Genomic DNA, 23,970 nt, shown 5'->3' with positions numbered 1-23,970 from the left:
GGCGGGTCCGGTCGAGATCTTGGTACGGGTTGGCCCCCAGGAGGGCCTGTTCGTACCAAGATCTATCTGCCCTCCCGGCAATCGGAACACCTGCCCAGGATTCGGGACGGCGCTCCCTGAGGGTGGGCTGTTCAGCGGCAAAGCCGCCACCCCGTCCGCCGATCTTGCAGTTGCGGCCCTCGTGGCGTTACATTCGCACCTTTTGTCGGGGCCGGAAGTGCAAGATCGACGGCGCGAAGGCGGGGCGGGTGGGGTCAGGTTGGGCGGACGGGGACCACCAAGGGGCCGTGGTCGCCGGGGATCACCCGGATGTGGGCTCGGTAGTGGCGGGCCAGCAGGGCCTCGGTGAGCACCTCGTCCGGTGGACCGGCGGCGGCCACCCGGCCGTCGGCCAGCAGCACCAGACGGTCGGCGTACTCGCCGGCGATCGAGAGGTCGTGCATGGTGGCCAGCACGGTCAGGCCGTGCTCGCGGCGGAGCTGGTCGACCAGTTCCAGCACCTCCTGCTGGTGCCCGATGTCCAGCGCGCTCGTCGGCTCGTCCAGCAGCAGCAGGGTGGCGCCCTGGGCCAGCGCCCGGGCCAGGAAGACGCGCTGCCGCTCGCCGCCGGAGAGCGTGGCCAGCTCACGGTGCGCGAACGGGCCGAGGTCGAGCCGGTCCAGCACCTCGTGCACGGCGGCCAGGTCGGCGGCGGACTCGCGGCCCAGCGCCGGGATGTACGGGGTACGCCCGAGCAGCGTGTAGTCGAAGACCGACATGCCGGCCGGCACCACCGGGGACTGGGCCACCGTGGCCACCACCCGGGCCCGTTCGCGGCGGCGGAGCGCGCCGATCGGCGTACCGAAGAGTGCGACCTCGCCCGGGCCGGTCAGCAGGCCGCCGACGGCGCGCAACAGGGTCGACTTGCCGGCGCCGTTGGGTCCGATCACGGTGACCCACTCACCGGCGGAGACCGTGAGGTCGACGCCGGCCAGGATCGGGTTGCCGCCGAGGGCGACCCGCAGGTCGTGCACGCGCACGGCGGGGGCGTTCACATCGCCACCCGGCGGGCGGTACGCAGGACGAGGACGAAGAACGGGCCGCCGAGCAGCGCGGTGACCACGCCGATCGGGATCTCGGCGGGGGCGGCGGCGGTACGGGCGACCACGTCGGTGAGCGCGAGGAACGCGCCGCCGAACAGCATGGACAGCGGCAGGATGATCCGGTGGCTGGAGCCGAAGAGCAGCCGCATGGTGTGCGGCACGATGATGCCGACGAAGCCGATCAGCCCGGACGCGGAGACCGCTGCGGCGGTACCGAGCGACGCGGCGGCGATCAGCAGGTAGCGGGAGCGCTGCGGGTGCAGGCCGAGACCGGTGGCCTCGTCGTCGCCGACGGAGAGCACGTCCAGCTCACGCCGGTGCAGCAGCACCACCACGGCGGTGAGCACGAAGTACGGCAGGACCAGCCACACGTCGTGCCAGCCGGCGGTGGCGAGCCGCCCGAGCAGCCAGGAGTAGACCTGCTGGATGTTGTCGGAGTGCTGTTGCAGCAGGTACGTCTGCCCGGCGCCGAAGAACGCCGAGACCGCCACCCCGGCCAGGATCAGCGTGGCCGGTGACCGGTCCCGTCCGCCGGCCGCGCCGAGCAGGTACGTCAGCACGACCGCACCGAGCGAGCCGACGAACGCGGCGAGCGGGATGGTGATCGGCAACCCGGTCAGCGCCCCGCCGGCTCCGGCGCCGAGCACGATCGCCGTGGTGACCGCGAAGCCGGCGCCGGCCGCCACGCCGAGCAGGTACGGGTCGGCCAGCGGGTTGCGGAAGACGCCCTGGTAGCAGCCGCCGGCCAGGGCGAGGAGCGCGCCGACGAGCAGGCCGAGCACGACCCGGGGCAGCCGCAGCTCGGTGATGATCGCGATTTCCCGCTCGGTGAGCCCGCTCTCGAGGCGTACCCCGGGTAGCAGGTTGAGCAGTTCGGCGGCGACGCTGCCGGGCGGCAGGCTGACCGGGCCGAGTGAGACGCCGGCCACCAGCGCGACGAGCACGGCCACGACTCCGGCGAGCAGCCAGCGCTTGCGCAGCCCGGCGGGCCGGACCGGGGCGCCGCCCGCGCCGGGCGCCCCGCGCCGCCCGGGGCGGGACAGCGGCCGGATGCCCGGCCGGGACGCCCGAGGCGTTCCGGCCGGGTTCGGGGCGGAGTCCGCCTGTCGTAGGGCCACTGTCAGGCCGGGACCTTGGCGGTGGCGTCGACGATGACCTTGAGCAGGTCGACCACGCGCGGGCCCCAGCGCGAGGCGATGTCGTCGTCCAGCTCCACGATCTGGTTGTTCTTCACCGCGTTGATGCCGGCCCACCCGCTGCGCGCCTTCACCGTGTCGGCGTTCTGCTTGCAGCACTTGGTGTCGGACAGGAAGACGAAGTCGGGGTTCGCCTTGACGATGACCTCCTGGGAGAGCTGCGGGTAGCCGCCGTTCTTCCCGTCGGCGTCGGACGGGTCGGCGATGTTCTCCAGCCCGGCGAGCGCGTAGATGGTGCCGATGAACGTCTTGCTGGTCGCGGTGTACAGCTCCGGACCCAGTTCGTGGAAGTAGGTCAGCTTCTCGGTGCGCTTGGGCAGGTCCTTGGTCAGCGCGGTGATGTCGTCCTTCATCTTCTGCACCACGGCCTCGGCCTCGGACCGGTGGCCGGTGAGCGTGCCCAGGTCGGTGAGCTGCCGGTACGTGTCGTCGAGCGTGGCCGCGGCGGGGATCTGCAGCACCGGGATCTTCAGCGCGACGAGCTGGTCGGCGATCTTGTTGAGGTTGTCCGAGATCACCACCAGGTCGGGGTTGCGGGAGGCGACCGCCTCCGCGTTCGGCTGGTAGCCGGACAGGTCGGTGCGGGGCGCGTCGGCCGGGTAGTTCGACTGGTCGTCGACGGCGGTGACCTGCTTGCCGGCGCCGATGGCGAAGAGCATCTCGGTGGAGGTCGGCGAGAGCGAGACGATCTTCTCGGGCCGCTTCTCCAGCGTCAGCTTGCCGACGGTGGCCGGGAACGCGCCGCCGGAGGCGCCGGCGGCGGGGGTGTCGGTCGAGGTCTTCTCGGCGCAACCGCCGAGAAGCAGCACGCCGGCCGCGAGCGCGGTGGCGAAGAGCCGGGGGGTACGTCGGGACATGAAGCCTCCTGTCGGTCGAGGAGTGTGGTGCTTCGCCGACAGGAAGAGAGGCCCGTCCGCGAGGCGCCCTTCCTCGAGAGCGCGTGTCGCGACCGGGCCGCAGGCGACCTGGCTCGTCCCACGTCCGTCGGCGCCGGCGGGAGGCCGACGCCGCGCGTACGGGGCATCACAGTTGCGGGACAGCGCCGGTTTCGCACCGGCTTCGCTGTGGCACGGTCGGTGCCACGGTAGCGCACGACCAGCGGAGATCGTCCGGACGGTGGGGGTGGGTGGGAACCCCGGCGGGGGTGGAACCGGGGTTCCCACCCGGTGGTGAGGTCAGCAGTACTGGCTCTGCTTGCCGATCGCCCGGTACGGGCAGTCGGCGTACTCGGACAGGATCAGCACGGCTTCCCGGTTGCGTGAGGTCTGCGCCGGGATCACCTCGTCCGGCGGGTAGAAGCCGCCGCCGGAGGCCGAGCCGGGGTACATCTCGAAGGTGTACGCCCAGATCTTGTGGGCGCCCCACATCCAGTCGATGCTGGTGCCGTCGGCGATGTAGAGGTCGCTCGACTGTTCCGGGGTGTAGTTGTTGGTCGCCGCCATCTGCCGTCCGATGGTGGCGAAGGTGTTGTACTGGTCGGTGTTCATCCCGGTGGCGGTGTTGTTGTACGTGTACCCGTACGGCCAGAGCACCAGCTGCGAGTAGGTGTGGAAGTCGATGTTCGCCTTGATCTGCTGCACCCCGCCGACGACCCGGCTGTTGACGAAGTTGCGCAGCGCCGCGGTCTCCGGCGCGGAGAAGGCGGACGGGCCCCGGTAGGTGTCCGACGACTTCGAGCTGGACGAGCCGCCGCAGCAGCCCCACTGGTAGCCCCAGTTGCGGTTCAGGTCGGTGCCGACGGCGGTGGAGCCGCTGTTGGGCTGCCGGTTCTTGCGCCAGGAGCGGTAGGAGCCGGTGGCGATGTCGTATTCGCTGCCGTCGGGGTTGACGGTGGGGACGATCCAGATCTCCCGGGTGTTGACGATGTTTGTGATCCGGGAGTCGCTGCCGTAGTTGTCGGTGAAGAGGTTAAGCAGGTAGATCGCCATTTCGACGGTCAGGTGCTCACGCGCGTGCTGCTGGGCGTTGAACAGGATCTCCGGCTCCGCCTCGTCGGTGGCGACGTTGTCGGAGATCTTCACGGCCATCAGGTCCCGGCCCTGGTAGGACGTGCCGATGCTCAGCTTCCGCGCGATGGTCGGGTGGTCGGCGACCACCTTGTTCACCACCGCGGTCAGTTCGGCGTAGTCGTGGTAGTTCGAGTCGGCGGGCGGGAACGCGTTGGCGGTCATGCCCCCGTCGGCGTGGTCGTGCTCCGGCACGACGTCCTTCTCGAGCCGGAACCCGAGCCGGGTGATCGCGTTCGCCTCGGCCTTGGTGGCCGTGACGTGCAACACACCGTGTTCGGAGTAGTCGATGGCGGCGCCGGTGCCGGCGACCGCGGTGCGGTCCGCGGCGGTGCGGGGGCCGAGCACCCGGTACGCGACGGTGGCCGGCTCGCCGGAGCCCTCCGGCGCGGGCCGGGCGACGGCGGGCGCGGCGGCCGCGCTGACGATGGTCAGGCCGACGGCGGCGGCGAGCGCCAGCCGGCGGCGGAACGGAGAGGTGCGGAAGGCCATGGACAACCTCCTGGGGGTACGGGAGAGCTCCCGTTGTCCGCACACTCCACCAGGAGACACATGGTCATATCAATATCTGTCTCTTCCTTTAGTCATCCCGACCTGATCGTCACTTCGGCAATGATTTTCCATGCCTGAACATCTGGCGAAACTTCCCGCCAGGCGCGACAGTGAACGGCAACGATGCCGTCTCCCCGTGGAGCTGCCATGTTCGGACGACCCATGCGCGCGGCCGCCCTCGCCGGCCTCACCGCGCTCACCCTCCTCGGCACCACCGCACCGGCCCAGGCACAAGCCCCGCGGCCGGGCGTCACACACGACGAACAGATCACGTTCCAGGAGTTCTCCCGCTTCCCCGACTGGCGCAGCGGCTCCCACCAGGGCACCCGCGCCGTACCGGGCCGCCACCCCGCGCTGACCATCGACCGCCCGGCGGGCACCACCGAGTTCACCGACGAGCACACCGGCACGACCCGCACCTGGGAGTACGCCACCTGGACCTCACCCGAGCGGCGGATCGGGTTCGACGCCAGCGAGATGGTCGCGTCCTGGAACGCCGCCACCCCGGCCGGCACCTGGATCCAGGTCGAGCTGCACGGCACGTACAACACCGGGGCGCAGACCCCGTGGTTCGTCATGGGCCGCTGGGCCTCCGGCGACCAGGACATCAAGCGGTCCACGCTGGACGGCCAGGGCGACCCCTGGTCGAGCATCTGGACCGACACGTTCTCGATCGACGACGCCGACGCCGGAGTGCTGCTGCGCTCGTACCAGTTGCGGCTGACGCTCTACCGCGCGCCCGGCCAGGCCGCCGCGCCGCAGGTGCGGATGGTCGGCGCGATGGCCTCGAACGTGCCCGACCGGTTCACCGTCACCCCGAGCCGGGGCGGCATCGCCTGGGGCACCGAGCTGGCCGTGCCGCGCTACTCGCAGAACGTCCACATCGGCGAGTACCCCGAGTACAACGGCGGCGGCGAGGCGTGGTGCTCACCCACCTCGACGGAGATGGTGGTCGAGTACTGGGGCCGCAAGCCCTCGGCCGAGGACACCTCCTGGGTCGACCCCGCCTACCCCGACCCGACCGTCGACCACGCCGCCCGGATGACCTACGACTACGAGTACGACGGCGCGGGCAACTGGCCGTTCAACACCGCGTACGCGGCGAGCTTCCCCGGCCTGGAGGGCCGGGTCACCCGGCTGCACTCGCTGGACGAGGCGGAACGCTTCATCAAGGCCGGCATCCCGGTGGTCACCTCGCAGTCGTTCCTCGCCAGCGAACTCGACGGGGCCAACTACGGCACCGCCGGGCACCTGTTCGTGATCGTCGGCTTCACCGCCGAGGGCGACGTGATCGTGAACGACCCCGCGTCCTCCTCGAACGAGGCGGTGCGCAACGTCTACAAGCGGGAGCAGTTCGAGCAGATCTGGCTGCGCACCAAGCGCTACCGCGCCAACGGCACAGTGGCCTCCGGCTCGGGCGGCATCGCGTACCTGATCAAGCCGGTCGACCGGCCGTGGCCGGTCGTCCCGGGCTCGACCAACTGGTGAGCGGCTCGACCATCCGGTGAACCGCTCGACCGGCTGGTGAACCGCGAAGGGCCCGGCGCGACGTCGCGCGCCGGGCCCCGCCGGTCCGCTCAGCTGTCGCGGCGTTCGCCGTCCGGCTCGGCCTGGTCCTCACCGGCCAGCGCGGAGCGCAGCCGGTCCTTCTCCAGGCGACGCCGCTCGGCCGCCTCCGCCATCTCCCCGGCCATCTGGTCCCGCAGGCCCTTGAGCAGGAAGAACGACAGCGTGGCGGAGAAGATCAACGCCAGCATCAGCCGCAGGAACATGTTCATGTCGACGAACCAGAGGGCCGCCAGCACGACGACGAACAGCCCGATCCGGCCCAGCGTGTACTTGAGCGCCGCGCTCATTCCCGCATTCCCACTCTCTTCGTGCCTCAGCCCGTACGCCGGGCCAGCCAGTGCACGCCATGAAACCAGACGACCGCGTAGACCACGGTGAACACCGCCGCGGCCAACGCTCCCGTGAACAGCGCGGGCAGCCCCGAGGCCAGTCCGGCGGCCAGCAGACCGGCGAGCACGCCGAGCGCGATGCCGGCCAGCGCCGCCACCACCCGGGCGGCGCCGAACTCCCAGGCCCGGAACTCGTCCCAGAACAACCAGAGCGGCAGGATCACCGCCAGCCAGCCGTTCGTGCCCCCGAAGCCGCTGTCGCCGATGGTGGCGAACGCCCATTCGAAGACCAGCAGCGCCAGCACCCCGATGACCAGGCCGGCGAGGCTCACGCCGAGCAGGTCACCGAGGGTCAGGATGCGCCCCTCGGCGTCACGCCGGGGGAAGGCGCGCTGCTGTTCCTCGCCGCTCATCGCCCGCTCAGGCCCAGACCTGCTGCGGCTCGGACCGGCGCTCCGCCAGCGACGGCGGCCCGTCGTACTCACGCACGATCTCGTAGCGGGTGTTCCGCTCGACCGGGCGGAACCCGGCGTCCCAGATCATGTGCAGCAGGTCGTCGCGGTGCATGGTGTTCGGCGTGCCGTACGAGTCGGCGTCGTGGGTGATCTTGTATTCCACGACCGAGCCGTCCAGGTCGTCGACGCCGAAGTTCAGCGAGAGCTGCGCCACCGACAGGCCGTGCATGACCCAGAAGCACTTGACGTGCGGCACGTTGTCGAACAGCAGCCGGGAGACCGCGAACGTCTTCAGCGACTCGGCCGGCGAGGCCATCGTGGTGCGGGCCTGGATCCGGTTACGGATCTTGCCGTCCGCCGAGTCGACGAAGTCGTGCTGGTAGCGCAGCGGAATGAAGACCTGGAAGCCACCGGTCTCGTCCTGCAGCTCGCGAAGCCGCAGCACGTGGTCGACCCGGTGCCGGGGCTCCTCGATGTGGCCGTAGAGCATGGTCGACGGCGTCTTCATGCCCTTGGAGTGGGCCAGCCGGTGGATGCGCGACCAGTCCTCCCAGTGGCAGTTGTGGTCGACGATGTGCTGGCGGATCTCCCAGTCGAAGATCTCCGCGCCGCCGCCGGTCAGCGACTCCAGGCCGGCGTCCATCAGCTCGTCGAGGATCGCGTCGGCGGTGAGCCCGCTGATCTTCTCGAACCACTGCACCTCGGTCGCGGTGAACGCCTTGAGGTTGACGTTCGGCAGCGCGGCCTTCAGCTCCCGCAGCACCTTCGGGTAGTAGCGCCAGGGCAGCGTCGGGTGCAGGCCGTTGACGATGTGCAGCTCGGTGAGCTGCTCGTCCTCCATCTCCTTGGCCTTACGGACCGCCTCGTCGATCCGCATCGTGTAGGCGTCCTTCTCGCCCGGCTTGCGCTGGAACGAGCAGTACGCGCACGACGCCGAGCAGACGTTCGTCAGGTTCAGGTGCCGGTTGACGTTGAACATCACCCGGTCGCCGTTGAGCTCCGTACGCCTGTGGTGGGCCAGCCGGCCCAGCCAGGTCAGGTCGTCGCTGTCGTAGAGGGCGATGCCGTCCTCGCGGGTCAGCCGCTCCCCGGCGTACACCTTCGCTTCGAGTTCGCGCTTGAGTCCGGCGTCCATCCGAAAGCCACGTCCTTCCCCCTGGGTTCCCGATCGAGCGTACGTCGCGGGTCCGACCAGCCGCCGACGTGGTCGAGCCAGTTCACCCGCCGTCACTCTCCGCACATCGACATCGCTGCGACGGTGAGGTAAGACAGGGTGGGGCGGAACACACACCAGTGCCGTCCTGTCCTGACACGCCCCACCTCGCGTGGCGGGCACCAGACCGGACGGGGAGCGGAATGTCCGACAGCACCAAGGCCCGGCGGCGACGAGGCCGGCAGCCGGTGATCTCACCGGTCCTGCGTCCGGCCCTCTGGTCCGCCCTCCTCGGTGCGGTCGCGGCGGCGGCGCTCGCCACCCCGGCCTGGGCCGACCCGCTGCCCGACACCGTGCCCAGCACCGGCTCCCGCCCCCAGGTCACCGGCCCCCTGCAACTGCCCGGCAGCGTCCCCGGCCTGCCCGGCAGCGTTCCGGGCGTGCCCGGAGTAACCGTCCCGGGCCTGCCGGGCGGCACCACCGGCGTCACCAACCCGGCCGACGGCCCGCTGATCGCGCAGATCAACCAGCTCGACGCCCAGGTCGGGCTGCTGGGCGAGGAAATGCTGCGGATCAAGGGCGAGCGGGACGCCGCACAGGCCGAGCTGACCCAGTCCGCCGCCCGGCTCAAGGAGGCCCAGGACGCGCTCACCCGGGCCCAGGAGAACGCGAAGAGCGCCGCCGCCGACGCGGTCAAGGCCGACGCGGCGCTGCCGCCGGGCGAGTTCGGCGCCAGCCTGCGTGACTTCGCCAACCTCCAGCGCATCACCCGGGGCGACAAGGCCGAGGGCGCCACCACGTCGGTGACCGGCGAACTCCTCCGGGCCACGAACGCCGAGCGGATCGCCCGGGAGGCGCACGACTCGGCCCAGCGCCGGGCGACCGAGAAGGCCGCCGAGTTCACCCGCGCCGAGACCGACCTGCGCAAGCAGGAGACGACGCTCGTCGCGCTGCGCAAGGAGAACGCCGCCAAGCTGCTCGAGATCGAGCGCCTGGCCGACGCCGCCGAGCAGCAGCTCGGCAGCTCGTACGTCGTCAACCAGAGCATCGACGGCCTGGCGGCGGACCCCAAGGCGCTCGCCGCGGTCCGCTACGCCCTCGCCCAGCTCGGCGACCCCTACCTCTGGGCCGCCGAGGGCCCGGACCGGTTCGACTGCTCCGGCCTGGTGCTCGCCTCCTACCGGTCGGCCGGCTACAAGGGCCTGCCGCGGGTCGCCAAGGACCAGTACTACGCCACCCGCTCCCGCACCGTCTCGCCGAACGCGCTGCTCCCCGGCGACCTGCTCTTCTTCGCCTCCAGCAGCAGCTGGACGAGCATCCACCACGTCGCCATGTACATCGGCAACGGCAAGATGGTGGAGGCGCCCCGGACCGGCGACGTCGTCAAGATCTCGGTGGTCCGCTGGTCCCGGCTCTACGCCGCGACCCGGGTGATCGGAGCCGTCGCCGCCCCGGCCACCCCGGCTCCCCCGCCGCCCGTGCCGACCACCCCGCCGCCGTCGTCCCCGACGCCGAAGCCGACGCCCACCACGCCGAAGCCCACGCCGACGACCCCCAGGCCGACGCCGACCACCCCGAGGCCGACCACGCCCACGCCGGACCCGACGGCCTCCAGCCCGACGCCCAGCACGCCGCCCAGCCCGCCCGAGGAGCCGACGCCGACGCCGAGCGAGAGCAAGAGCGCCGCCGCGCCGAGCACCAGCGCCGCCCCGAGCAGCAGCAGCGTCGCCCCGTCGCGCAGCCCGTCCGCCAGCGCCTCTGCCAGCGCGAGCGGCAGCGCCGACTGACCCAACCCGCACTCCGGCTGTGCGCCCGGGCCGGAATATGGCACGGTGAGATCCAGGCACTTTCGGCCGGCGCCACGGTCGGGGGCGAGCGTAGGTGCGGAGGGGCGAGATGGGCGAGCACGAGGTTCCGGCGGAGAAGGTCCACCCCGGACCGACGCCCGACGCCGCCGACCCTGCCGACGACAGCCCGGCAGCGGCCCGCCCCGGGCCGGTGGCCGTCGCGCGGGCACGGGTGACCGTCGCCGGGGCAGCCGTACCGCCTCCCGCCGGCGACGAGCCGCCGGCGGCGCCGTCGAGCCCCACCACGTACCGCGCGGGCACCCCGGCGGACGCCCCGCCGCTGGACCGGCGTCAGCCCGGCGCGACAGTTCCCCCGTCGACCTGGTCCGCCTTCGCCGTGGCCGAACGCCCGGCGACACCCGAGGCCCCCATCAGCACACTCGCTGCGGGTACGCCCTCCCCGGCCACGCCGGACGGCCCGGCTGCCGGTATCCCGGCTCCCCGTGTCTCCGGTTCCGCCCGGGTGCCCGTGCCCACTCCGACGGCCCTCGCCGACTCGGCTGCCCCGGCCGTTCCGCCTGCCGTGTCCGCTCCCGCCGTGTCCGCTCCTGCCGACTCGTCCACACCGGCCGCTCCGGCTGGCGCGTCGACTTCGGCGGGCGGCGCGACGCCGGGTGAGGACGCCGCCGGCGCGGATGCGGTCGCGACCGACGATCGACCGGACCGCGACGCCGCGCCGGGCGGGCCGGAGAACGCGGCCGGAAGCACCGCCACCGATCCCCGGGACGGCGCCCCGGCAGCCCGGTCCGCCGACTCCGGCACCGCGTCCCCCGCCCTCGCCGAGCAACCGGCCGGGCCGGGTGCGGTGCCCTCCGCGAAGCCCGCCGACCTCGATGCGGCGCCGTCCGCGAAGCCCGCCGGGCTCAATGCCGCGCTGTCCACGAAGCCGGCCGGGCAAGGCGGGACGGCGCACGCCCGGGCCAGCGCCGCGGTACCCGGCCTGAGCCGGGTGTCCGCCGACGAGATCGCCGCCTCGGTGGTGACCGCTCCCGCCGCCGCGACCGTCTACCGGGCGGGTCCGGTGAACCCGGAGCCGCCCGAGCCCGCCCAGCCGCCGGAGCCCGCGCAGCCCCCGGCCCCGCACGGTCCGGAGCCCGAGCCGGCGCCGACCCCGGTACCGGGTCCGACCCCGCCGTCGCCCGCGCCGCCGGTGCCGGAGCCGGAGCCGCCGTTCCGGCCCACGCCACCCGCGCCCGCGCCGCCCGCGCCGGCACCCACCCCACCGGGGCCGGTTCCGCCGGTACCGGGGCCGCCGGTGCCGCCGCCCGGACCCGCGGTGCCCCCGCCGCCGCCCCCACCGGGTCCGATGCCCGCGCCTCCGTTCCCGCCACCACCGGCGATGACGGCTGCGGCGAACCCGTTGCCCGCGCCGCTGTTCCCCGCGCCACCGGCCACCGCAGGCCCGTCGTTCGGCACGCCGTCGGCCACCCCAGGCGCGCCGTCGTTCGTCACGCCACCGGTCACCGCGGGCCCGCCGTCGTTCGCCACGCCGTCGGCCGGCTCGGCAGTGCCGCCCGCGCCGGCCACCACGCCCTTCCCGTCCGCGCCGCCGGCCACGACCGGCACTCCGGCGTCCTCCGCCGAGTCGCCTCCGGCGTGGGCCGCCGCGCCCGTCTCCGCCCCGCCGCCGCCCGCGGTCCCGGCGCCGGCGCTGCCGACCTGGCCGCCGCCGGCCACGCCGGCCCGCGACGTCGACGCGACCCGTCCGGTACGTCAACAGTCCGGCAGCACGGACCTCGCCGGCGCCGTCTACGGCGGCGGGACGGACGGACCCGGTTTCGCCACCGTGTCGTTCCCGCAGGGCAATCCGCTGGAGAACTCCGGCTCGCTGACCGGGCACATCCTGGCCCAGGGCTGGTCCGAGGAGAGCCCGGCGGCCCGGGGCGGCAACGCCAAGGTGATCATCGTGCTGGCGGTCGCGCTCACCATGCTCATCGCGATCAGTCTGCTCGTGGTCTTCCTGGCCAACGACGCGCTCAGCGGCCTGACCGGAGCCATGCCGGTCGAGTGACGGGGGTGAGCCCGCCCACTACCGCCTCGCGCTGCCGTGGCGGAGTGGGCGAAGCGCCGTACACTTGTCTCCGATTACTGACCTGGCGCGCCCCGATTGCGCGCTCATGGGCGATCTTGCGGGCGATTCGGCGGCGTGACAGGCCGCGGCGGGCCATCGCGAAGATGCGCCCCGCTCGAGAGGCATTTCTTGACCACGTTCGCTGAATCCAGCACGTCCCCGTCCGTCGACCCGAACTCCGACGCCGTCGACTTCGCGTCGCTCGGCCTGCCCCGGCAGCTCGTCGAGGCGCTCGCCCGGCAGGGCATCACCACCCCGTTCGAGATCCAGCGGGCCACCCTGCCCGACTCGCTCGCGGGCCGCGACGTACTCGGCCGGGGCCAGACCGGCTCGGGCAAGACGCTCGCCTTCGGCCTGCCGGTGATCGCCCGGGTCGCCGACCGCAACCGGGCCCGGCCGCTGCACCCCCGCGCGCTCGTCCTGGTCCCCACCCGTGAACTCGCCATGCAGGTGAACGACGCCCTCGTGCCGCTCGGCAAGTCGGTGGGCGTCTTCCTGAAGACCGCCGTCGGCGGGGTGCCGTACGACCGGCAGATCGACGCGCTGCGCCGCGGCGTGGAGATCGTCGTGGCCACCCCGGGCCGGCTCGCCGACCTGATCGAGCGCGGCGTATGCCGGCTCGACGACGTCGAGATCACCGTGCTGGACGAGGCCGACCAGATGGCCGACATGGGCTTCCTGCCCGAGGTCACCCAGCTGCTGTCGAAGACCCCGGCGGACGCGCAGCGGCTGCTGTTCTCGGCCACTCTGGACAACGACGTCGACACGCTCGTCAAGCGGTTCATGACCGACCCGGTCACCCACTCGACCGCTCCGGCCACCGCTGCCGTGTCCACCATGGACCACCACCTGCTGCTGATCCCGCCGCACGACAAGTTCGCGGTCGCCGCGTCCATCGCCGCCCGCGAGGGCCGCACCATGCTGTTCGCCCGTACGCAGCTCGGCGTGGACCGGCTGGTCGAGCAGCTCGCGGCCGTCGGCGTGCGGGCCGGTGGGCTGCACGGCGGCAAGACCCAGCGAATGCGTACCAAGACGCTCGCCGAGTTCCGCGAGGGCCGCACGCCCGTGCTGGTCGCTACCGACGTGGCGGCCCGCGGCATCCACGTCGACGGCGTGTCGCTGGTGCTGCACGTGGACCCGCCGAAGGACCCGAAGGACTACCTGCACCGGGCCGGCCGTACGGCCCGGGCCGGCGAGTCGGGCGCGGTGGCGACGCTCGTGCTGCCCAAGCAGCGCCGCACCACTCTGGCCATGATGGAGAAGGCGGGCGTCGAGCCGGCCGAGACCCGGGTCCGGGCGGGCGACGAGGCGCTGGCCGAGCTGACCGGCGCGCGCGAGCCCAGCGGCGTACCCGTCCGGGACGAGCCGGAGCCGCGACGCGGCGGCCCGCGCCGCTTCGGCGACCGGGACGGCCGGGGCTTCGACCGGGGTGGCCGGGGCGGCTTCTCCGACCGTGGCGAGCGCCGGTTCGGCGACCGCGACGGCCGGGGCGAGCGCCGCTACGGCGACCGGCCCACGGGCGAGCGGTCCGGCGACCGGTTCGCGGACCGTGGCGGTGACCGCCGGTTCGGCGACCGTCCGGCGGGCGAGCGCTACTCGGGCGAGCGGGCCGGTGGCGGCGAGCGCCGCTTCGGGCGGCCGGAGCGTCGCGACGACCGGAGCTTCGGCGACCGGCGGTCCGACGGCCGGAGCTTCGGCGAGCAGCGGTCCGACGACCGTGGCCAGCGCAGCGACCGCTTCGGCGGCCAGCGCGACGACAGGCGTTTCGGCGAGCGCGCCGACCGCCCGTTCGGGGACCGGCACCGGCCGGCGGCCGGGCGCGGGTACGACCGCGACGAGCGGCGGTACGACGACCGGCCGGGTGGCTTCGGTGACCGTCGCCAGGAGGACCGCCCGCACGCCGAGCGGCGTTTCGGTGACCGGGGCGACGCGCGCCCGGCCGAGCGCCGGAGCGGCGGTTTCCGGGCCGAGGGGCGGGGCCGGGACGACCGGCGCGGCTTCGGCGGGCGACCGCCGGCGCGTACCCACTGATCTGAGCGCAGCCACAGCCGCCGCCGAGCACCCGCTCGGCGGCGGCAGTGCGTCTGTGGTGATTTCGGCTCCCGTTCTAGGTGCGCGGCGTGAGGACGGGATGTCGCCAGGTCGGCTCGTTCCCTACCTTCGAAGTCGTGACCAAGGAGACGGGACCGGGCGAACTCGTCGCGGCCGGTGAGATCTTGAAGATGCTCGGCGTGGGCAGATCGAGATTCCGCGAGATCCGGCGGCATCCCGCATTCCCCGCGCCGTATCAAGAGCTGTCGGTCGGCGCCGTCTGGCTGAAGCGGGACGTGGAGCGGTACATCCGGGAGCACCGGCCGCCCCGGCCGGCGGACGACGACGAGTAGCCCGAAGAGGCACGACCATGACTACCTTCGTCGGGTGAGACGACCACGCCTGTACGGGCCCGGTGAGCTGGCCGCCCTGTTCGGCGTATCGCGTCAGCGGGTCCTGCAGATCACCCGCCGCCCCGGGTTCCCCGAGCCGCTCGCCCGGCTGATCGGCATGAACGTCTGGGACGCGGACGAGGTCGACGAGTGGGCCCGCCACAACCGGCCGTCGCGCCCCACTGAGGGCGACGAGCAGGGGTAGTCAGTGGCCATCCGGCCGGCGGCGGCGTTCGCGCATCCGCTGCCGCTGGCCGCCGGGTCGCGTAACGTCCGGACCATGCCGAAGTCGCTCTTCTGGGCCCGGACCGACACCGCCGGCTGCGAGCACGTCGTGCTCGACGGCGGGCAGGGGCTGACCGCGCAGGGCGTGGCACTCGCCGTGGACCCGATCCCGTACACCTGCCGTTACCGCCTGGCGCTCGCGCCCGACTGGTCGACCGACCAGCTGGAGGTCGAGGCCGAGGGCGCCGGCTGGTCGCGGAGCGTACGCCTGGAACGGGGCCGGGACGGGTGGCGCGTGCGTACCGGCGAGGAGGGTGACCTCGACGCGGCGCTGAGCGCGGCGGGCCACCCACCGGCGGGCCTGCCGGGCACCGACGACCCGGGCCGGCTGGACGACGCGCTCGACGTCGACCTGGGCGGGTCCCCGCTGACGAACACGCTGCCGATCCGCCGGATCGGGTTGGGGCGGCTGCCCGCCGACATGGCGACGGCGGTGACCGTGGCCTGGGTGCTGCTGCCCGGCCTGGCCGTGGTCCCCGCCGAGCAGGTCTACACCTCGCTCGGCCCGGGCCGGGTCCGGTACGCCAGCGGCACGTTCACGGCCGACCTGGAGGTCGACCCGGAGGGTTTCGTGGTGCGCTATCCGGGGCTGGCCGAGCGGGTCGACCCGCGCTGACAGTCCGGGGGCCGGCTCAGGCCGCCGGCCACGCGCCGTCGGTGAGGAACCGGTCGATGGTGGCCAGGTGCGGGGCGAGGTCGAGGCCCTGCCCGGCCACCCACTCGTCGGAGTAGTAGGTGTCGCCGTACCGGTCGCCCGGGTCGCAGATGAGCGTGACCACCGAGCCGGTACGTCCGTCCGCCAGCATCTGGGCGATCAGCCCGAACGCGCCCCACAGGTTGGTGCCGGTGGAGCCGCCCACGCGGCGGCCGAGCACCGCCGAGCCGGCCCGCATGGCGGCGAGCGACGCGGCGTCCGGCACCTGCACCATCCGGTCCACCACGCTGGGCAGGAAGGACGCCTCGACGGTGGGCCGCCCGATGCCTTCGATCCGGGAGCCGCGGCCGGTGCACACCGACCAGTCGCCGGCCTGCCAGGCGGGGTAGAACGCGGAGTTCTCCGGGTCCACCACGCAGAGCTTGGTGGGCAGCCGCCGGTAGCGGGCGTAGCGGCCGATGGTGGCGCTGGTGCCGCCGGTGCCGGCGCCGACGACGATCCAGGCGGGCACCGGGTGCCGTTCCAGCGCGAGCTGGGCGTAGATCGACTCGGCGATGTTGTTGTTGCCCCGCCAGTCGGTGGCCCGCTCGGCGTACGTGAACTGGTCCATGAACCGGCCGCCGCTGTCCTCGGCGAGCCAGCGCGCCTCCACCACCACCTTCGCCGGGTCCTGGACGAGGTGGCAGCGCCCGCCCTGGAACTCGATCTGGGCGATCTTCTCCGGTGACGTGGAGGCGGGCATGACCGCGATGAACGGCAGCCCGAGCATCCGCGCGAAGTACGCCTCGGAGACCGCCGTCGAGCCGGACGACGCCTCGACGATCGTGGTGTCCGGGCCGATCCAGCCGTTGCAGAGCCCGTAGAGGAACAGCGAGCGGGCGAGCCGGTGCTTGAGCGAGCCGGTGGGGTGCACCGACTCGTCCTTGAGGTAGAGGTCGATCCCCCACTCGCGGGGCAGCGGGAACGGAAGCAGGTGGGTGTCGGCGGAGCGGTTGGCGTCCGCCTCGACAGCGGCGATCGCCTCGGTCACCCAGCGCCGGCTGGCCTCGTCGCACCGGTCGAGATGAGTCACGTCGGCAACGTTACAAGCGAGGTGGGCTCGGGTTTTCCCGGACCCGGCGGGCCTGCCGCCGTTGACCGGCCCGGCCGGTGGCCCGGATCACCGGCGTGAGCGCCAGGGCGAGCCGGGGGAAGGCGTCCAGGAGCCGTACCTGGGCGCCGCGCCAGCGCGGCAGGCTGACCACCGGCCGGGGCCGCCGGGCCAGCCGGACGGCCCGCGCGGCCACCCGCTCCGGCGTGAGCAGCGAACCGGTGAAGGATGCCAGCGCGCCCGGGTCGTCCAGCTTGTCGTGCAGCATCGGCGTCCAGATCCCGTCCGGGCACAGGCACGACACGTGTACGCCCCGGACGCCGGCCATCCGCAGGTCGCTCAGCGTGCCGAGGCTGAACGCGAGCAGGGCGTGCTTGCTGGCCGCGTACACCGTCTCGCCGGGCGCGGCGATCAGCCCGGCCAGCGAGACGACGTTCAGTACGTGGCCGCGGCCCTGCTCGCGCATCACCGCGACGGCGGCGAGCGTGCCGTTCATCGCGCCGAGCGCGTTCACCTCGACCACCGCGCGCCGGGTCGGGGCGTCGTGCGCCCAGGAGGGCCCGGTGACCAGGATGCCCGCGTTGTTCACCCAGAGCCCGAGGCCGCCGGGTGCGGCCGCCGCCTCGGCGGCCACGTCCGCGCAGGCGGATTCGTCGCGTACGTCGAGCGGGCGCGACCAGCCACCCAGCGGCGCGGCGGCGGTCGCCACGGCATCGGCGTCGACGTCGGTGAGCAGCACGTTCCAGCCGTCGGCGTGCAGCGCGACGGCGATGGCCCGGCCCAGCCCGCCGGCCGCGCCGGTGACCACTGCGGCGCCGCGTCCCGAGATCGTCATCGGCGCACGGTAACCGCAATCCCCGCGCCGGGGCCAGAGTGATCAGGCGGTGGGCGGTTCCAGCGGCTGCGGGCGGTTCTCCCACTTGGTCGACAGGGCGATGCTGGTACGGGTGGATGCCACGCCGGCCGTCCGGTTCAGCCGGACGATCAGCTGCTCCAGCTCGGCGATCGTGCCGACCCGCGCCTTGAGCAGGAAGGACTCGACGCCGGCCATGAAGTAGCAGGACTCGATCTCGGGGATGCGCCGGAACGACTCCAGCACGTCGTCGGTGTCCGCGTCGGAGTCCTCGATGATTCCGATGAGCGCGGTGACGCCGAGCCCGATCGACTCCGGCTCGACCTCGGCCCGGTACGCCCGGATCACGCCGCTGGACTCCAGCTTGCCGACCCGCTCGTGCACGGCCGGGGCGGAGAGGCCGACCTGACGGGCCAGCTCGGCGTACGACAGACGGGCGTTGCCTCGCAACAGCTCCACAAGGCTCAGGTCGATCGTGTCCACGGAGAGTGACCCTATCTCGATCGGGGCCCGGCACTGCGGCCACCGGGCGACGATGAGGTCGGGCCGCGCCTATCACAAACGTGCGCTCACGGGGGTTCTCCGCCGGTACCATTTCCTAACTTCCCAGTGTGTGCGTTTTTCGCGTTTGGCGGACACGTCCGGTAGCCGGTGCTGTAATTGCCATACGTCCCTCATGACGGCTCTGGGCTCGCACCGGCCGGGGGCAGTGTGTTCAGCCGGGGGCTTCGTCGACGCGAGGAGGGGGCTGTGGACACTGGAGATCGCCTGCTGACACCGGGTGAGGTCGCTGCGCTGTTTCGGGTTGACCCGAAAACCGTGACCAGATGGGCAGCGGCCGGCCGGATCGGCAGTATCCGGACTCCAGGAGGGCACCGCCGGTTTCGGGAATCCGAGGTGCGGGCCCTGCTCGAGGGGGAGGGCATGCTGGACGAGGCGGAGGACATGGGCAAGGCCCGCAACATGGGCCCGACCGCTTCCACCGGCCCCGGCCCGGCGAACGCCGGCATGTACTGAACGTGCGGGGCGCGGTCCGATCGAGGCCGCGCCCCGCTCGTCGTACGCCGGGTCCGGTCAGGCCGGACCGGGTTCCCGGCGACCGGCGGCCAGCTCGCCGGCCCACCGCCGGAACAGCGTGTGCGGGACGTCCAGCGCGTCCAGCACCTTGCCGGCCACGAAGTCCACGAGCTGCCCGGCGGAGGCCGCCGCGCCGGCGCCGTAGAAGCCCGGGCTGGCCGGCAGCACCACGGCTCCGGCGTCGTGCAGCGCGATGAGGTGCTCCAGGTGGCTGCGGGTCACCGGGGTCTCCCGGGGCACCACCACTACCGGGCGGCGCTCCTTGAGGTTCACCTCGGCGGCACGCTGGAGCAGGTCCTTGGAGAGCCCGATGGCGATGCCGGCGCAGGCGGCGGTGCTGGCCGGCACCACCGCCATGCCGCGTACCCGATAGGAGCCGCTGCTCGGGCCGGCGGCCAGGTCACCGGCGGGCCAGTGCCGGATGTCCGCGCCGGTGAGGTCGCGGTCGAGCCAGGCGGCCAGGTCCTCGGCCCAGTGCCCGTCCCGGAAGGGCCGGCCGGTCTCGTCCAGCACCGTCAGCCGGGCCGCCCGGGACACGATCAGGTCCACCGCCTGGCCCGCGTCGAGCAGTGCCCGGACGACCGCCGCCGCGTACGGCGTGCCCGAGGCGCCGGAGACACCCACCACCCATGGTTCGCGCATGCCCTCAAGCGTGCCTGGTCGCCGCGGGCGGCGGACCACGACCCCCGTTCGGGCGGCCCGCCCGGGATGTCCAGAGGGTTCACGGGAGTTCCCTCGGCGTGAAATTCTTCGATCGGCAAATCCACTTCCGTGGGAAGGGCCGGTGATGACTGCGGCGGTGCTGCGGGCGCTGCGCTCCGACTGCCCCATCACGCCCCGCCTCTCCCCGTACGCGGACGACGTGCAGGGCTGGCTGGTGGAACTGGTCGACCGGCTCGGTCTGCCGCCCGACCCGGCCACCCGGCGGCGGCTGGCGCGGGCCGGGTTCGCCCGGTACGCCGGCCGCCTCTACCCGGACGCCACCGAGGCGGACCTGCGGGTGCTGACCGCGCTGTTCACCTGGTTCTTCCTGGTCGACGACGCCTGCGACGGGCGGGACGGGCTGACGCCGGGGCAGATCCGCGCGTTGCGCGACGGCGCGCTCGCGTTGCTGCGCGAGGGTCCGCGAGCCCGCCATCCGGGCTTCTCCGGCCCGCTGCGGCGCCTGCTGGTGCAGGCGTGGCGGGAGCCCCGCCGCCGGATGCCGGCCCGCTGGCGGCTACGTTTCGCCGACGCGGTCGCCGACCACCTCGACGGCGTCCACCGGGAGGCCACCGCCACCGGGTCGGGCCGTCCGCCGGGCGTCGCCGAGTACGTGCGGCTGCGCCGGGCCACCTCGGCGGCGTACGTGTCGTACCCGCTCATCGAGTTCGCGTCCGGACGCCCGCTGCCCGACGCGGTCTACCACCACCCGGCGCTGCGGCGGCTCGCGGACCTCGCGAACGACCTGCTGTCCTGGTTCAACGACATCGCCTCGCTGGAGCGCGACCACGCCACCGGCGGCGGGCACAACCTGGTGCTGGCGGTGGCCGCCGAGCGGGGCGTGCCGCTGCCGGCGGCGGTCGACCTGGTGGCCGGGCACTGGCGGGCCGAGATGGCCCGGTTCGCGGCGCTCCGCGCGGCGGCGCCGTCGTTCGGCCCGACGCTCGACGACGCCGTCGCCGTCCACCTCGACGGCCTGGCCGCCGCCGTGCGCGGCACCGTGGACTGGACGCTGGAGAGCGCCCGCTATCCGGTCACCCCGGCGTCCTGACCGCGTTCCGGCGTTGCCGTTACGGCCGCAGGCCGAGCCGGATCACCAGGTCGAGCAGCGCGAGGACGAACAACGCGATGCCGACGAAGCCGTTCGCGGTGAAGAACGCCCGGTTGACCTTGCTCAGGTCGGTCGGGCTGACCACCAGGTGCTGGTACGCGAAGGCGGCAGCGGTCAGCGCCAGCCCGATCCACCACAGCCAGCCGAAGCCGACCCACGCGCCGAACCAGATGAACAGCGCGAACGTCACCACGTGCGCGACGGTGGAGGCGTGCAGCGCGAAGCGCCGGCCGTACCGGGCGGGGACGCTGTGCACGCCGATCTCCCGGTCGATCTCCGAGTCCTGGCAGGCGTAGATCAGGTCGAAGCCGCCGATCCAGAGGCCGACCGCCGCGCCGAGCAGCCAGGCCGGGCCGGAGCCGTCGAGCGTGCCGGTGACCGCCAGCCAGGCGCCGACCGGGCCGACCGCCTGCGCCACCGCGAGGATGGCGTGCGGCCAGTTGGTGAACCGCTTGCCGTACGGGTAGACGATCAGCGGCACCACGGCCAGCGGCGCGAGCACCAGGCAGAGCGGGTTGAGCAGGGCGGCGGCGGCCAGGAACACCACGAGCGCGACGGCCGCGCCGGTCCAGGCCGTCCGCACGCTCACCGCGCCGGTGACCAGTTCCCGGTTCGCCGTACGCGGGTTCCGCGCGTCGATCCGCCGGTCGAGGATGCGGTTCGCGGCCATGGCGAACGTCCGCGCGCCGACCATCGCCACCGTGATCAGCAGCAGGTCGCCCCAGCGCACCCGGCCGCCGTTGAGCTGCATGGCGGTCAGCGCCGACAGGTACGCGAACGGCAGCGCGAAGACCGAGTGCTCGATGGCGACGAGCTTGAGGAAGGACGCGACCCGGCCGGGCCGTTCCTGTACCGCCGCCGTCATCAGATCCCGTATTCCTTCCAGCGCTTGTCCACCAGTGAGACCACCTCGGGCGACATCCGCATCTCCTCCGGCCAACCCCGGGTGTAGCCCTCCTCGGGCAGTTTGCGGGTCGCGTCGATGCCCGCCTTGCCGCCCCAGAACTGCTGGTACGAGGCGTGGTCGAGATGGTCCACCGGGCCTTCGGTGAGCAACAGGTCCCGGGCGTAGTCGACATTGCCGAAGGCGCGGAACGCGACCTCGTTGTAGTCGTGGACGTCGCAGTCCTCGTCCACGATCACGATCAGCTTGGTCAGCGACATCATGTGCGCGCCCCAGATCGCGTTCATCACCTTCTGCGCGTGCTTCGGGTAGCGCTTGCGGATCGACACGATCGCGCAGTTGTGGAAGACACCGGCGGCGGGCAGGTCGTAGTCGACGATGTCCGGGATCAGGAAGCGCAGCAGCGGCGCGAAGATCCGCTCGGTGGCCTTGCCGAGACCGTGGTCCTCCTGCGGCGGCTGGGACGTGACGATCGAGTGGTAGACCGGGTCGCGCTGCATGGTCATGCACTCGATGTGCATCACCGGGAACGGCTCGACCGGCGTGTAGAAGCCGGTGTGGTCGCCGAACGGGCCCTCGGGCAGCCGCTCGCCCGGCTCGATGTAGCCCTCCAGCACGATCTGCGCGTGCGCCGGCACCTGGAGCGGGACGGTCAGGCAGTCGACCATCTCGACCCGCTCACCGGCGAGGAACCCGGCGAACAGGTACTCGTCGATGTCGGCGGGCAGCGGCGCGCTGGCCGAGTACGCCACCACCGGGTCCGCGCCGATGGCGATCGCCACCGGCAACCGCTCGCCCAGCCGCTCCGCGACCGCGTGGTGCGCGGTGGAGTTCTTGTGGATCTGCCAGTGCATGCCGATCGTGTTGTGGCTGTGCTGCTGGAGCCGGTAGAGCCCGAGGTTGCGCTTGCCGGTCTCCGGGTGCTTGGTGTGGGTCAGCCCGAAGTTGTGGAAGATCCCGCCGTCGCCGGGCCACACCTGCAACCCGGGCAGCCGGTTCAGGTCGACGTCGTCGCCCCGGTAGACGACCTGCTGGCAGGGGGCGGTCTTGACCTTCTTCGGCGGCATCGACTTGAGCTGCATGACCTTGCCGAGGCCACCCATCATCCCGGAGAAGCCCTGCGGCAGCTCCGGCTTGAGCATGTCGCCGATCCGCGCGCCGATCTCGTCGAGGTCTTCCACCCCGAGCGCCATCGCCATCCGCTTCTCGGTGCCGAACAGGTTGATCGCCACCGGCATCTCGCCCCGGGTGGGGCGCTCGAACAGCAGCGCCGGCCCGCCGGCCCGGACGGTGCGGGTGACGATCTCGCTGATCTCCAGCGTGGGGTCGACCGGCGCGCTCACCCGCCGCAGCTCGCCCGCGCGCTCCAGCGCCGCGAGGAAGTCCTTGAGATCGGTGTACGGGAAGCCACGAGCCGCCATGCCGCCATCCTCCCGCACGTTCCTGGGAGGTAAGGAAGGGCCCCCTGTTAACGCCTCCGGTAGAGGAGGGGCCCCTTCTTAACACCCCGCAGCTCAGGCAGCGGGCGTCCAGGCGTACGCCGCCAGCGGCGCGTCGAGCGGCGCCTCGGTGAGCCGGTTGGCGAACGTGGAGATGGTGTACGTGCCGACGCCGAGCACCACGTCCAGCGCGTGCCGGCGCTGCCACCCGGCGGCGAGCAGCGCGTCGAGGTCGGCGTCGGGGACCGCGCCCCGGTGGTCGAGGACGGCGACGGTGAACCGGCGCAGCGCCTCCAGCCGAGGGTCGGGCAGCGTCGCGCCGGTCCGCAGCGCCTCGATCAGCTCCGGCGCGGCGGCGTGCCGGACGAGCGTAGCGGTGTGCATGGCCACGCAGAGGTGGCAGCCGTTGCGGGTGGCGACGGTGAGCACGACCACCTCCCGGGCGACCGGGTCGAGGTCGGTCGCCTCGAACGCGGCGTTGGCGGCGAGGAAGCCCTTCAATAGTTCGGGTGAGCCCGCCATCAGGCCGACGGCAGCGGGCAGGTGGCCCAGTGTGCGGCGTACCCCGGCCATGACCGGGCGGGCGGCGGCGGGTGCGGTGTCCGGCTCGTACGTGGTGAAGCGGGACATGACTGTGCCCCTCTCGTAAGATAGTCAACGTGGTTGACGAAATAGTAAACGTGGTTGTCGAACGTGGCAACGCCTGACCGCCCCGGGTTCGCGCTGCCGCTGCTCCTGCTCGCCGGCTTCCGTACGCTCGTCGACGACCTGCACGCCGAGCTGGCCCGCCAGGGGCACCCCGAGCTGCGCCCGGCCCACGGGTTCGTCCTCCAGGCCGTCGGCCCGGACGGCACCACCGCCTCCGACCTCGGCCAGCGTCTCGGCGTCTCCAAGCAGGCAGCGGGCAAGACGGTGGACCGGCTGGTCGCGCTCGGCTACCTGGAACGCGTGGACGACCCCGCCGACGCCCGACGCAAGCTGGTCCGGACGACCGCGAAGGGCCGCGACGGGCTGCACCGCTCGGCGGCGGTCTTCGACGAGCTACGCGACCGCTGGGCGGCCACGCTCGGCGCGGACCGGGTCGCCGCCATCGAGGACGACCTGCGCCGGATGGTTCCCGCCGACGTGTTCCGCCTCGACGTCCCCGGCTGGTTCGGCGGCTGAGGACCGC

At 73.0% G+C, this 23,970-nt stretch carries 23 protein-coding genes, 1 pseudogene and 1 riboswitch; of the genes and pseudogenes, 10 read left to right on the top strand and 14 right to left on the bottom strand.

Features of this window, described 5'->3' with window-relative positions; genetic code table 11:
* Positions 1 to 254 precede the first annotated feature (254 nt).
* From HA073_RS03515 to HA073_RS03500, 4 genes and pseudogenes are all read right to left on the bottom strand, one after another.
* A complete protein-coding gene (locus HA073_RS03515; RefSeq protein WP_043327362.1) occupies positions 255 to 1,034 on the bottom strand; it encodes an ABC transporter ATP-binding protein in 780 nt (259 codons plus the stop codon).
* Positions 1,031 to 2,125 carry an iron ABC transporter permease gene (locus HA073_RS03510; RefSeq protein WP_166455859.1) on the bottom strand — a complete coding sequence of 365 codons (1,095 nt, stop codon included), beginning with the start codon at positions 2,123 to 2,125 and terminating at the stop codon, positions 1,031 to 1,033. Before HA073_RS03510 ends, HA073_RS03515 begins: the two co-directional genes overlap by 4 nt.
* A gap of 77 nt (positions 2,126 to 2,202) precedes the next feature.
* Positions 2,203 to 3,135, bottom strand: a complete 933-nt coding sequence (locus tag HA073_RS03505; RefSeq protein WP_043327365.1) for an ABC transporter substrate-binding protein — start codon at positions 3,133 to 3,135, stop codon at positions 2,203 to 2,205.
* 107 nt (positions 3,136 to 3,242) lie between these two features.
* A riboswitch (cobalamin riboswitch) is annotated at positions 3,243 to 3,336 on the bottom strand.
* A 120-nt stretch (positions 3,337 to 3,456) separates the two neighbouring features.
* Positions 3,457 to 4,776 (bottom strand): annotated as a pseudogene (locus HA073_RS03500) (M14 family metallopeptidase); the annotation flags it as partial.
* A 207-nt stretch (positions 4,777 to 4,983) separates the two neighbouring features.
* On the opposite strand from HA073_RS03500, the gene HA073_RS03495 reads away from it, so the two are divergent.
* Positions 4,984 to 6,324 carry a C39 family peptidase gene (locus HA073_RS03495; protein WP_166455691.1) on the top strand — a complete coding sequence of 447 codons (1,341 nt, stop codon included), beginning with the start codon at positions 4,984 to 4,986 and terminating at the stop codon, positions 6,322 to 6,324.
* Positions 6,325 to 6,413: 89 nt separating this feature from the next.
* Here HA073_RS03495 and HA073_RS03490 read toward each other — a convergent pair whose 3' ends face one another.
* The 3 genes from HA073_RS03490 to mqnE are packed head-to-tail and all read right to left on the bottom strand — an operon-like array spanning position 6,414 to position 8,324.
* Positions 6,414 to 6,692 carry a DUF4229 domain-containing protein gene (locus tag HA073_RS03490; RefSeq protein WP_043327371.1) on the bottom strand — a complete coding sequence of 93 codons (279 nt, stop codon included), beginning with the start codon at positions 6,690 to 6,692 and terminating at the stop codon, positions 6,414 to 6,416.
* A 26-nt stretch (positions 6,693 to 6,718) separates the two neighbouring features.
* Positions 6,719 to 7,147: a hypothetical protein gene (locus HA073_RS03485; protein ID WP_043327373.1), complete on the bottom strand. Its 429-nt coding sequence runs from the start codon at positions 7,145 to 7,147 to the stop codon at positions 6,719 to 6,721.
* 7 nt (positions 7,148 to 7,154) lie between these two features.
* The gene (gene mqnE, locus HA073_RS03480; protein WP_043327375.1) at positions 7,155 to 8,324 is read right to left on the bottom strand and encodes an aminofutalosine synthase MqnE; all 1,170 of its coding nucleotides are present in this window, start codon (positions 8,322 to 8,324) and stop codon (positions 7,155 to 7,157) included.
* 221 nt (positions 8,325 to 8,545) lie between these two features.
* On the opposite strand from mqnE, the gene HA073_RS03475 reads away from it, so the two are divergent.
* From HA073_RS03475 to HA073_RS03450, 6 genes are all read left to right on the top strand, one after another.
* Positions 8,546 to 10,129, top strand: coding sequence for a C40 family peptidase (locus tag HA073_RS03475; RefSeq protein WP_205796055.1), 1,584 nt, complete (start codon positions 8,546 to 8,548; stop codon positions 10,127 to 10,129).
* A gap of 109 nt (positions 10,130 to 10,238) precedes the next feature.
* Positions 10,239 to 12,200, top strand: coding sequence for a hypothetical protein (locus HA073_RS03470; protein ID WP_166455690.1), 1,962 nt, complete (start codon positions 10,239 to 10,241; stop codon positions 12,198 to 12,200).
* Positions 12,201 to 12,389: 189 nt separating this feature from the next.
* On the top strand, positions 12,390 to 14,291 hold the full coding sequence (locus tag HA073_RS03465) for a DEAD/DEAH box helicase (RefSeq protein ID WP_166455689.1): 1,902 nt from the start codon (positions 12,390 to 12,392) through the stop codon (positions 14,289 to 14,291).
* A 137-nt stretch (positions 14,292 to 14,428) separates the two neighbouring features.
* Positions 14,429 to 14,644: an AlpA family transcriptional regulator gene (locus tag HA073_RS03460; RefSeq protein ID WP_036311366.1), complete on the top strand. Its 216-nt coding sequence runs from the start codon at positions 14,429 to 14,431 to the stop codon at positions 14,642 to 14,644.
* Between the two features lie 34 nt (positions 14,645 to 14,678).
* On the top strand, positions 14,679 to 14,888 hold the full coding sequence (locus tag HA073_RS03455; protein ID WP_064448409.1) for an AlpA family transcriptional regulator: 210 nt from the start codon (positions 14,679 to 14,681) through the stop codon (positions 14,886 to 14,888).
* A gap of 75 nt (positions 14,889 to 14,963) precedes the next feature.
* A complete protein-coding gene (locus tag HA073_RS03450; protein WP_043330730.1) occupies positions 14,964 to 15,584 on the top strand; it encodes a putative glycolipid-binding domain-containing protein in 621 nt (206 codons plus the stop codon).
* Between the two features lie 16 nt (positions 15,585 to 15,600).
* On the opposite strand, the gene HA073_RS03445 is transcribed toward HA073_RS03450, so the two are convergent.
* Genes HA073_RS03445 through HA073_RS03435 form a run of 3 tightly spaced genes read right to left on the bottom strand, consistent with a single transcriptional unit; the run spans position 15,601 to position 18,049 of the window.
* Positions 15,601 to 16,695, bottom strand: coding sequence for a PLP-dependent cysteine synthase family protein (locus HA073_RS03445; protein WP_104114807.1), 1,095 nt, complete (start codon positions 16,693 to 16,695; stop codon positions 15,601 to 15,603).
* 10 nt (positions 16,696 to 16,705) lie between these two features.
* Positions 16,706 to 17,548, bottom strand: a complete 843-nt coding sequence (locus HA073_RS03440) for an SDR family oxidoreductase (protein WP_166455688.1) — start codon at positions 17,546 to 17,548, stop codon at positions 16,706 to 16,708.
* A gap of 42 nt (positions 17,549 to 17,590) precedes the next feature.
* On the bottom strand, positions 17,591 to 18,049 hold the full coding sequence (locus tag HA073_RS03435) for an Lrp/AsnC family transcriptional regulator (RefSeq protein WP_018787850.1): 459 nt from the start codon (positions 18,047 to 18,049) through the stop codon (positions 17,591 to 17,593).
* 267 nt (positions 18,050 to 18,316) lie between these two features.
* Between HA073_RS03435 and HA073_RS03430 the strand changes: the two genes are divergently transcribed.
* Positions 18,317 to 18,583 (top strand): BldC family transcriptional regulator, encoded by a 267-nt coding sequence (locus HA073_RS03430; protein ID WP_013473529.1) that lies wholly within the window; start codon positions 18,317 to 18,319, stop codon positions 18,581 to 18,583.
* Positions 18,584 to 18,640: 57 nt separating this feature from the next.
* Here the strand turns inward: HA073_RS03430 and HA073_RS03425 are convergent, their stop codons facing one another.
* Complete coding sequence (locus tag HA073_RS03425; protein ID WP_166455687.1) at positions 18,641 to 19,285, bottom strand: UbiX family flavin prenyltransferase; 645 nt, start codon at positions 19,283 to 19,285, stop codon at positions 18,641 to 18,643.
* A 145-nt stretch (positions 19,286 to 19,430) separates the two neighbouring features.
* Between HA073_RS03425 and HA073_RS03420 the strand changes: the two genes are divergently transcribed.
* Positions 19,431 to 20,396, top strand: coding sequence for a hypothetical protein (locus HA073_RS03420; protein ID WP_064448406.1), 966 nt, complete (start codon positions 19,431 to 19,433; stop codon positions 20,394 to 20,396).
* Positions 20,397 to 20,415: 19 nt separating this feature from the next.
* Here HA073_RS03420 and mqnP read toward each other — a convergent pair whose 3' ends face one another.
* From mqnP to HA073_RS03405, 3 genes are all read right to left on the bottom strand, one after another.
* Entirely contained in the window at positions 20,416 to 21,321 is a 906-nt protein-coding gene (gene mqnP, locus HA073_RS03415) for a menaquinone biosynthesis prenyltransferase MqnP (protein ID WP_043327388.1), read from the bottom strand.
* Positions 21,321 to 22,781 (bottom strand): menaquinone biosynthesis decarboxylase, encoded by a 1,461-nt coding sequence (locus HA073_RS03410; protein WP_043327390.1) that lies wholly within the window; start codon positions 22,779 to 22,781, stop codon positions 21,321 to 21,323. Before HA073_RS03410 ends, mqnP begins: the two co-directional genes overlap by 1 nt.
* Before the next feature lie 93 nt (positions 22,782 to 22,874).
* Positions 22,875 to 23,429 carry a carboxymuconolactone decarboxylase family protein gene (locus HA073_RS03405; RefSeq protein ID WP_166455686.1) on the bottom strand — a complete coding sequence of 185 codons (555 nt, stop codon included), beginning with the start codon at positions 23,427 to 23,429 and terminating at the stop codon, positions 22,875 to 22,877.
* 63 nt (positions 23,430 to 23,492) lie between these two features.
* Here HA073_RS03405 and HA073_RS03400 point away from each other — a divergent pair, with 63 nt between their 5' ends.
* Positions 23,493 to 23,963 carry a MarR family winged helix-turn-helix transcriptional regulator gene (locus tag HA073_RS03400; protein WP_113972218.1) on the top strand — a complete coding sequence of 157 codons (471 nt, stop codon included), beginning with the start codon at positions 23,493 to 23,495 and terminating at the stop codon, positions 23,961 to 23,963.
* Positions 23,964 to 23,970 lie beyond the last annotated feature (7 nt).

The sequence above is a fragment of the Micromonospora sp. CMU55-4 genome, from assembly GCF_011602315.1.
GTDB lineage: Bacteria > Actinomycetota > Actinomycetes > Mycobacteriales > Micromonosporaceae > Micromonospora > Micromonospora chalcea.
Note: the sequence above shows the minus strand (reverse complement) of the source record. Positions and strands in the feature narration are given on the sequence as shown.

Bases quoted from the DNA above. Each gene is read 5' to 3' on its own strand.
- HA073_RS03505 (WP_043327365.1), bottom strand. From the start codon at position 3,135: ATGTCCCGACGTACCCCCCGGCTCTTCGCCACCGCGCTCGCGGCCGGC.
- HA073_RS03495 (WP_166455691.1), top strand. From the start codon at position 4,984: ATGTTCGGACGACCCATGCGCGCGGCCGCCCTCGCCGGCCTCACCGCG.
- HA073_RS03490 (WP_043327371.1), bottom strand. From the start codon at position 6,692: ATGAGCGCGGCGCTCAAGTACACGCTGGGCCGGATCGGGCTGTTCGTC.
- HA073_RS03485 (WP_043327373.1), bottom strand. From the start codon at position 7,147: ATGAGCGGCGAGGAACAGCAGCGCGCCTTCCCCCGGCGTGACGCCGAG.
- mqnE (WP_043327375.1), bottom strand. From the start codon at position 8,324: ATGGACGCCGGACTCAAGCGCGAACTCGAAGCGAAGGTGTACGCCGGG.
- HA073_RS03475 (WP_205796055.1), top strand. From the start codon at position 8,546: ATGTCCGACAGCACCAAGGCCCGGCGGCGACGAGGCCGGCAGCCGGTG.
- HA073_RS03470 (WP_166455690.1), top strand. From the start codon at position 10,239: ATGGGCGAGCACGAGGTTCCGGCGGAGAAGGTCCACCCCGGACCGACG.
- HA073_RS03450 (WP_043330730.1), top strand. From the start codon at position 14,964: ATGCCGAAGTCGCTCTTCTGGGCCCGGACCGACACCGCCGGCTGCGAG.
- HA073_RS03440 (WP_166455688.1), bottom strand. From the start codon at position 17,548: ATGACGATCTCGGGACGCGGCGCCGCAGTGGTCACCGGCGCGGCCGGC.
- HA073_RS03425 (WP_166455687.1), bottom strand. From the start codon at position 19,285: ATGCGCGAACCATGGGTGGTGGGTGTCTCCGGCGCCTCGGGCACGCCG.
- HA073_RS03420 (WP_064448406.1), top strand. From the start codon at position 19,431: ATGACTGCGGCGGTGCTGCGGGCGCTGCGCTCCGACTGCCCCATCACG.
- mqnP (WP_043327388.1), bottom strand. From the start codon at position 21,321: ATGACGGCGGCGGTACAGGAACGGCCCGGCCGGGTCGCGTCCTTCCTC.
- HA073_RS03410 (WP_043327390.1), bottom strand. From the start codon at position 22,781: ATGGCGGCTCGTGGCTTCCCGTACACCGATCTCAAGGACTTCCTCGCG.
- HA073_RS03405 (WP_166455686.1), bottom strand. From the start codon at position 23,429: ATGTCCCGCTTCACCACGTACGAGCCGGACACCGCACCCGCCGCCGCC.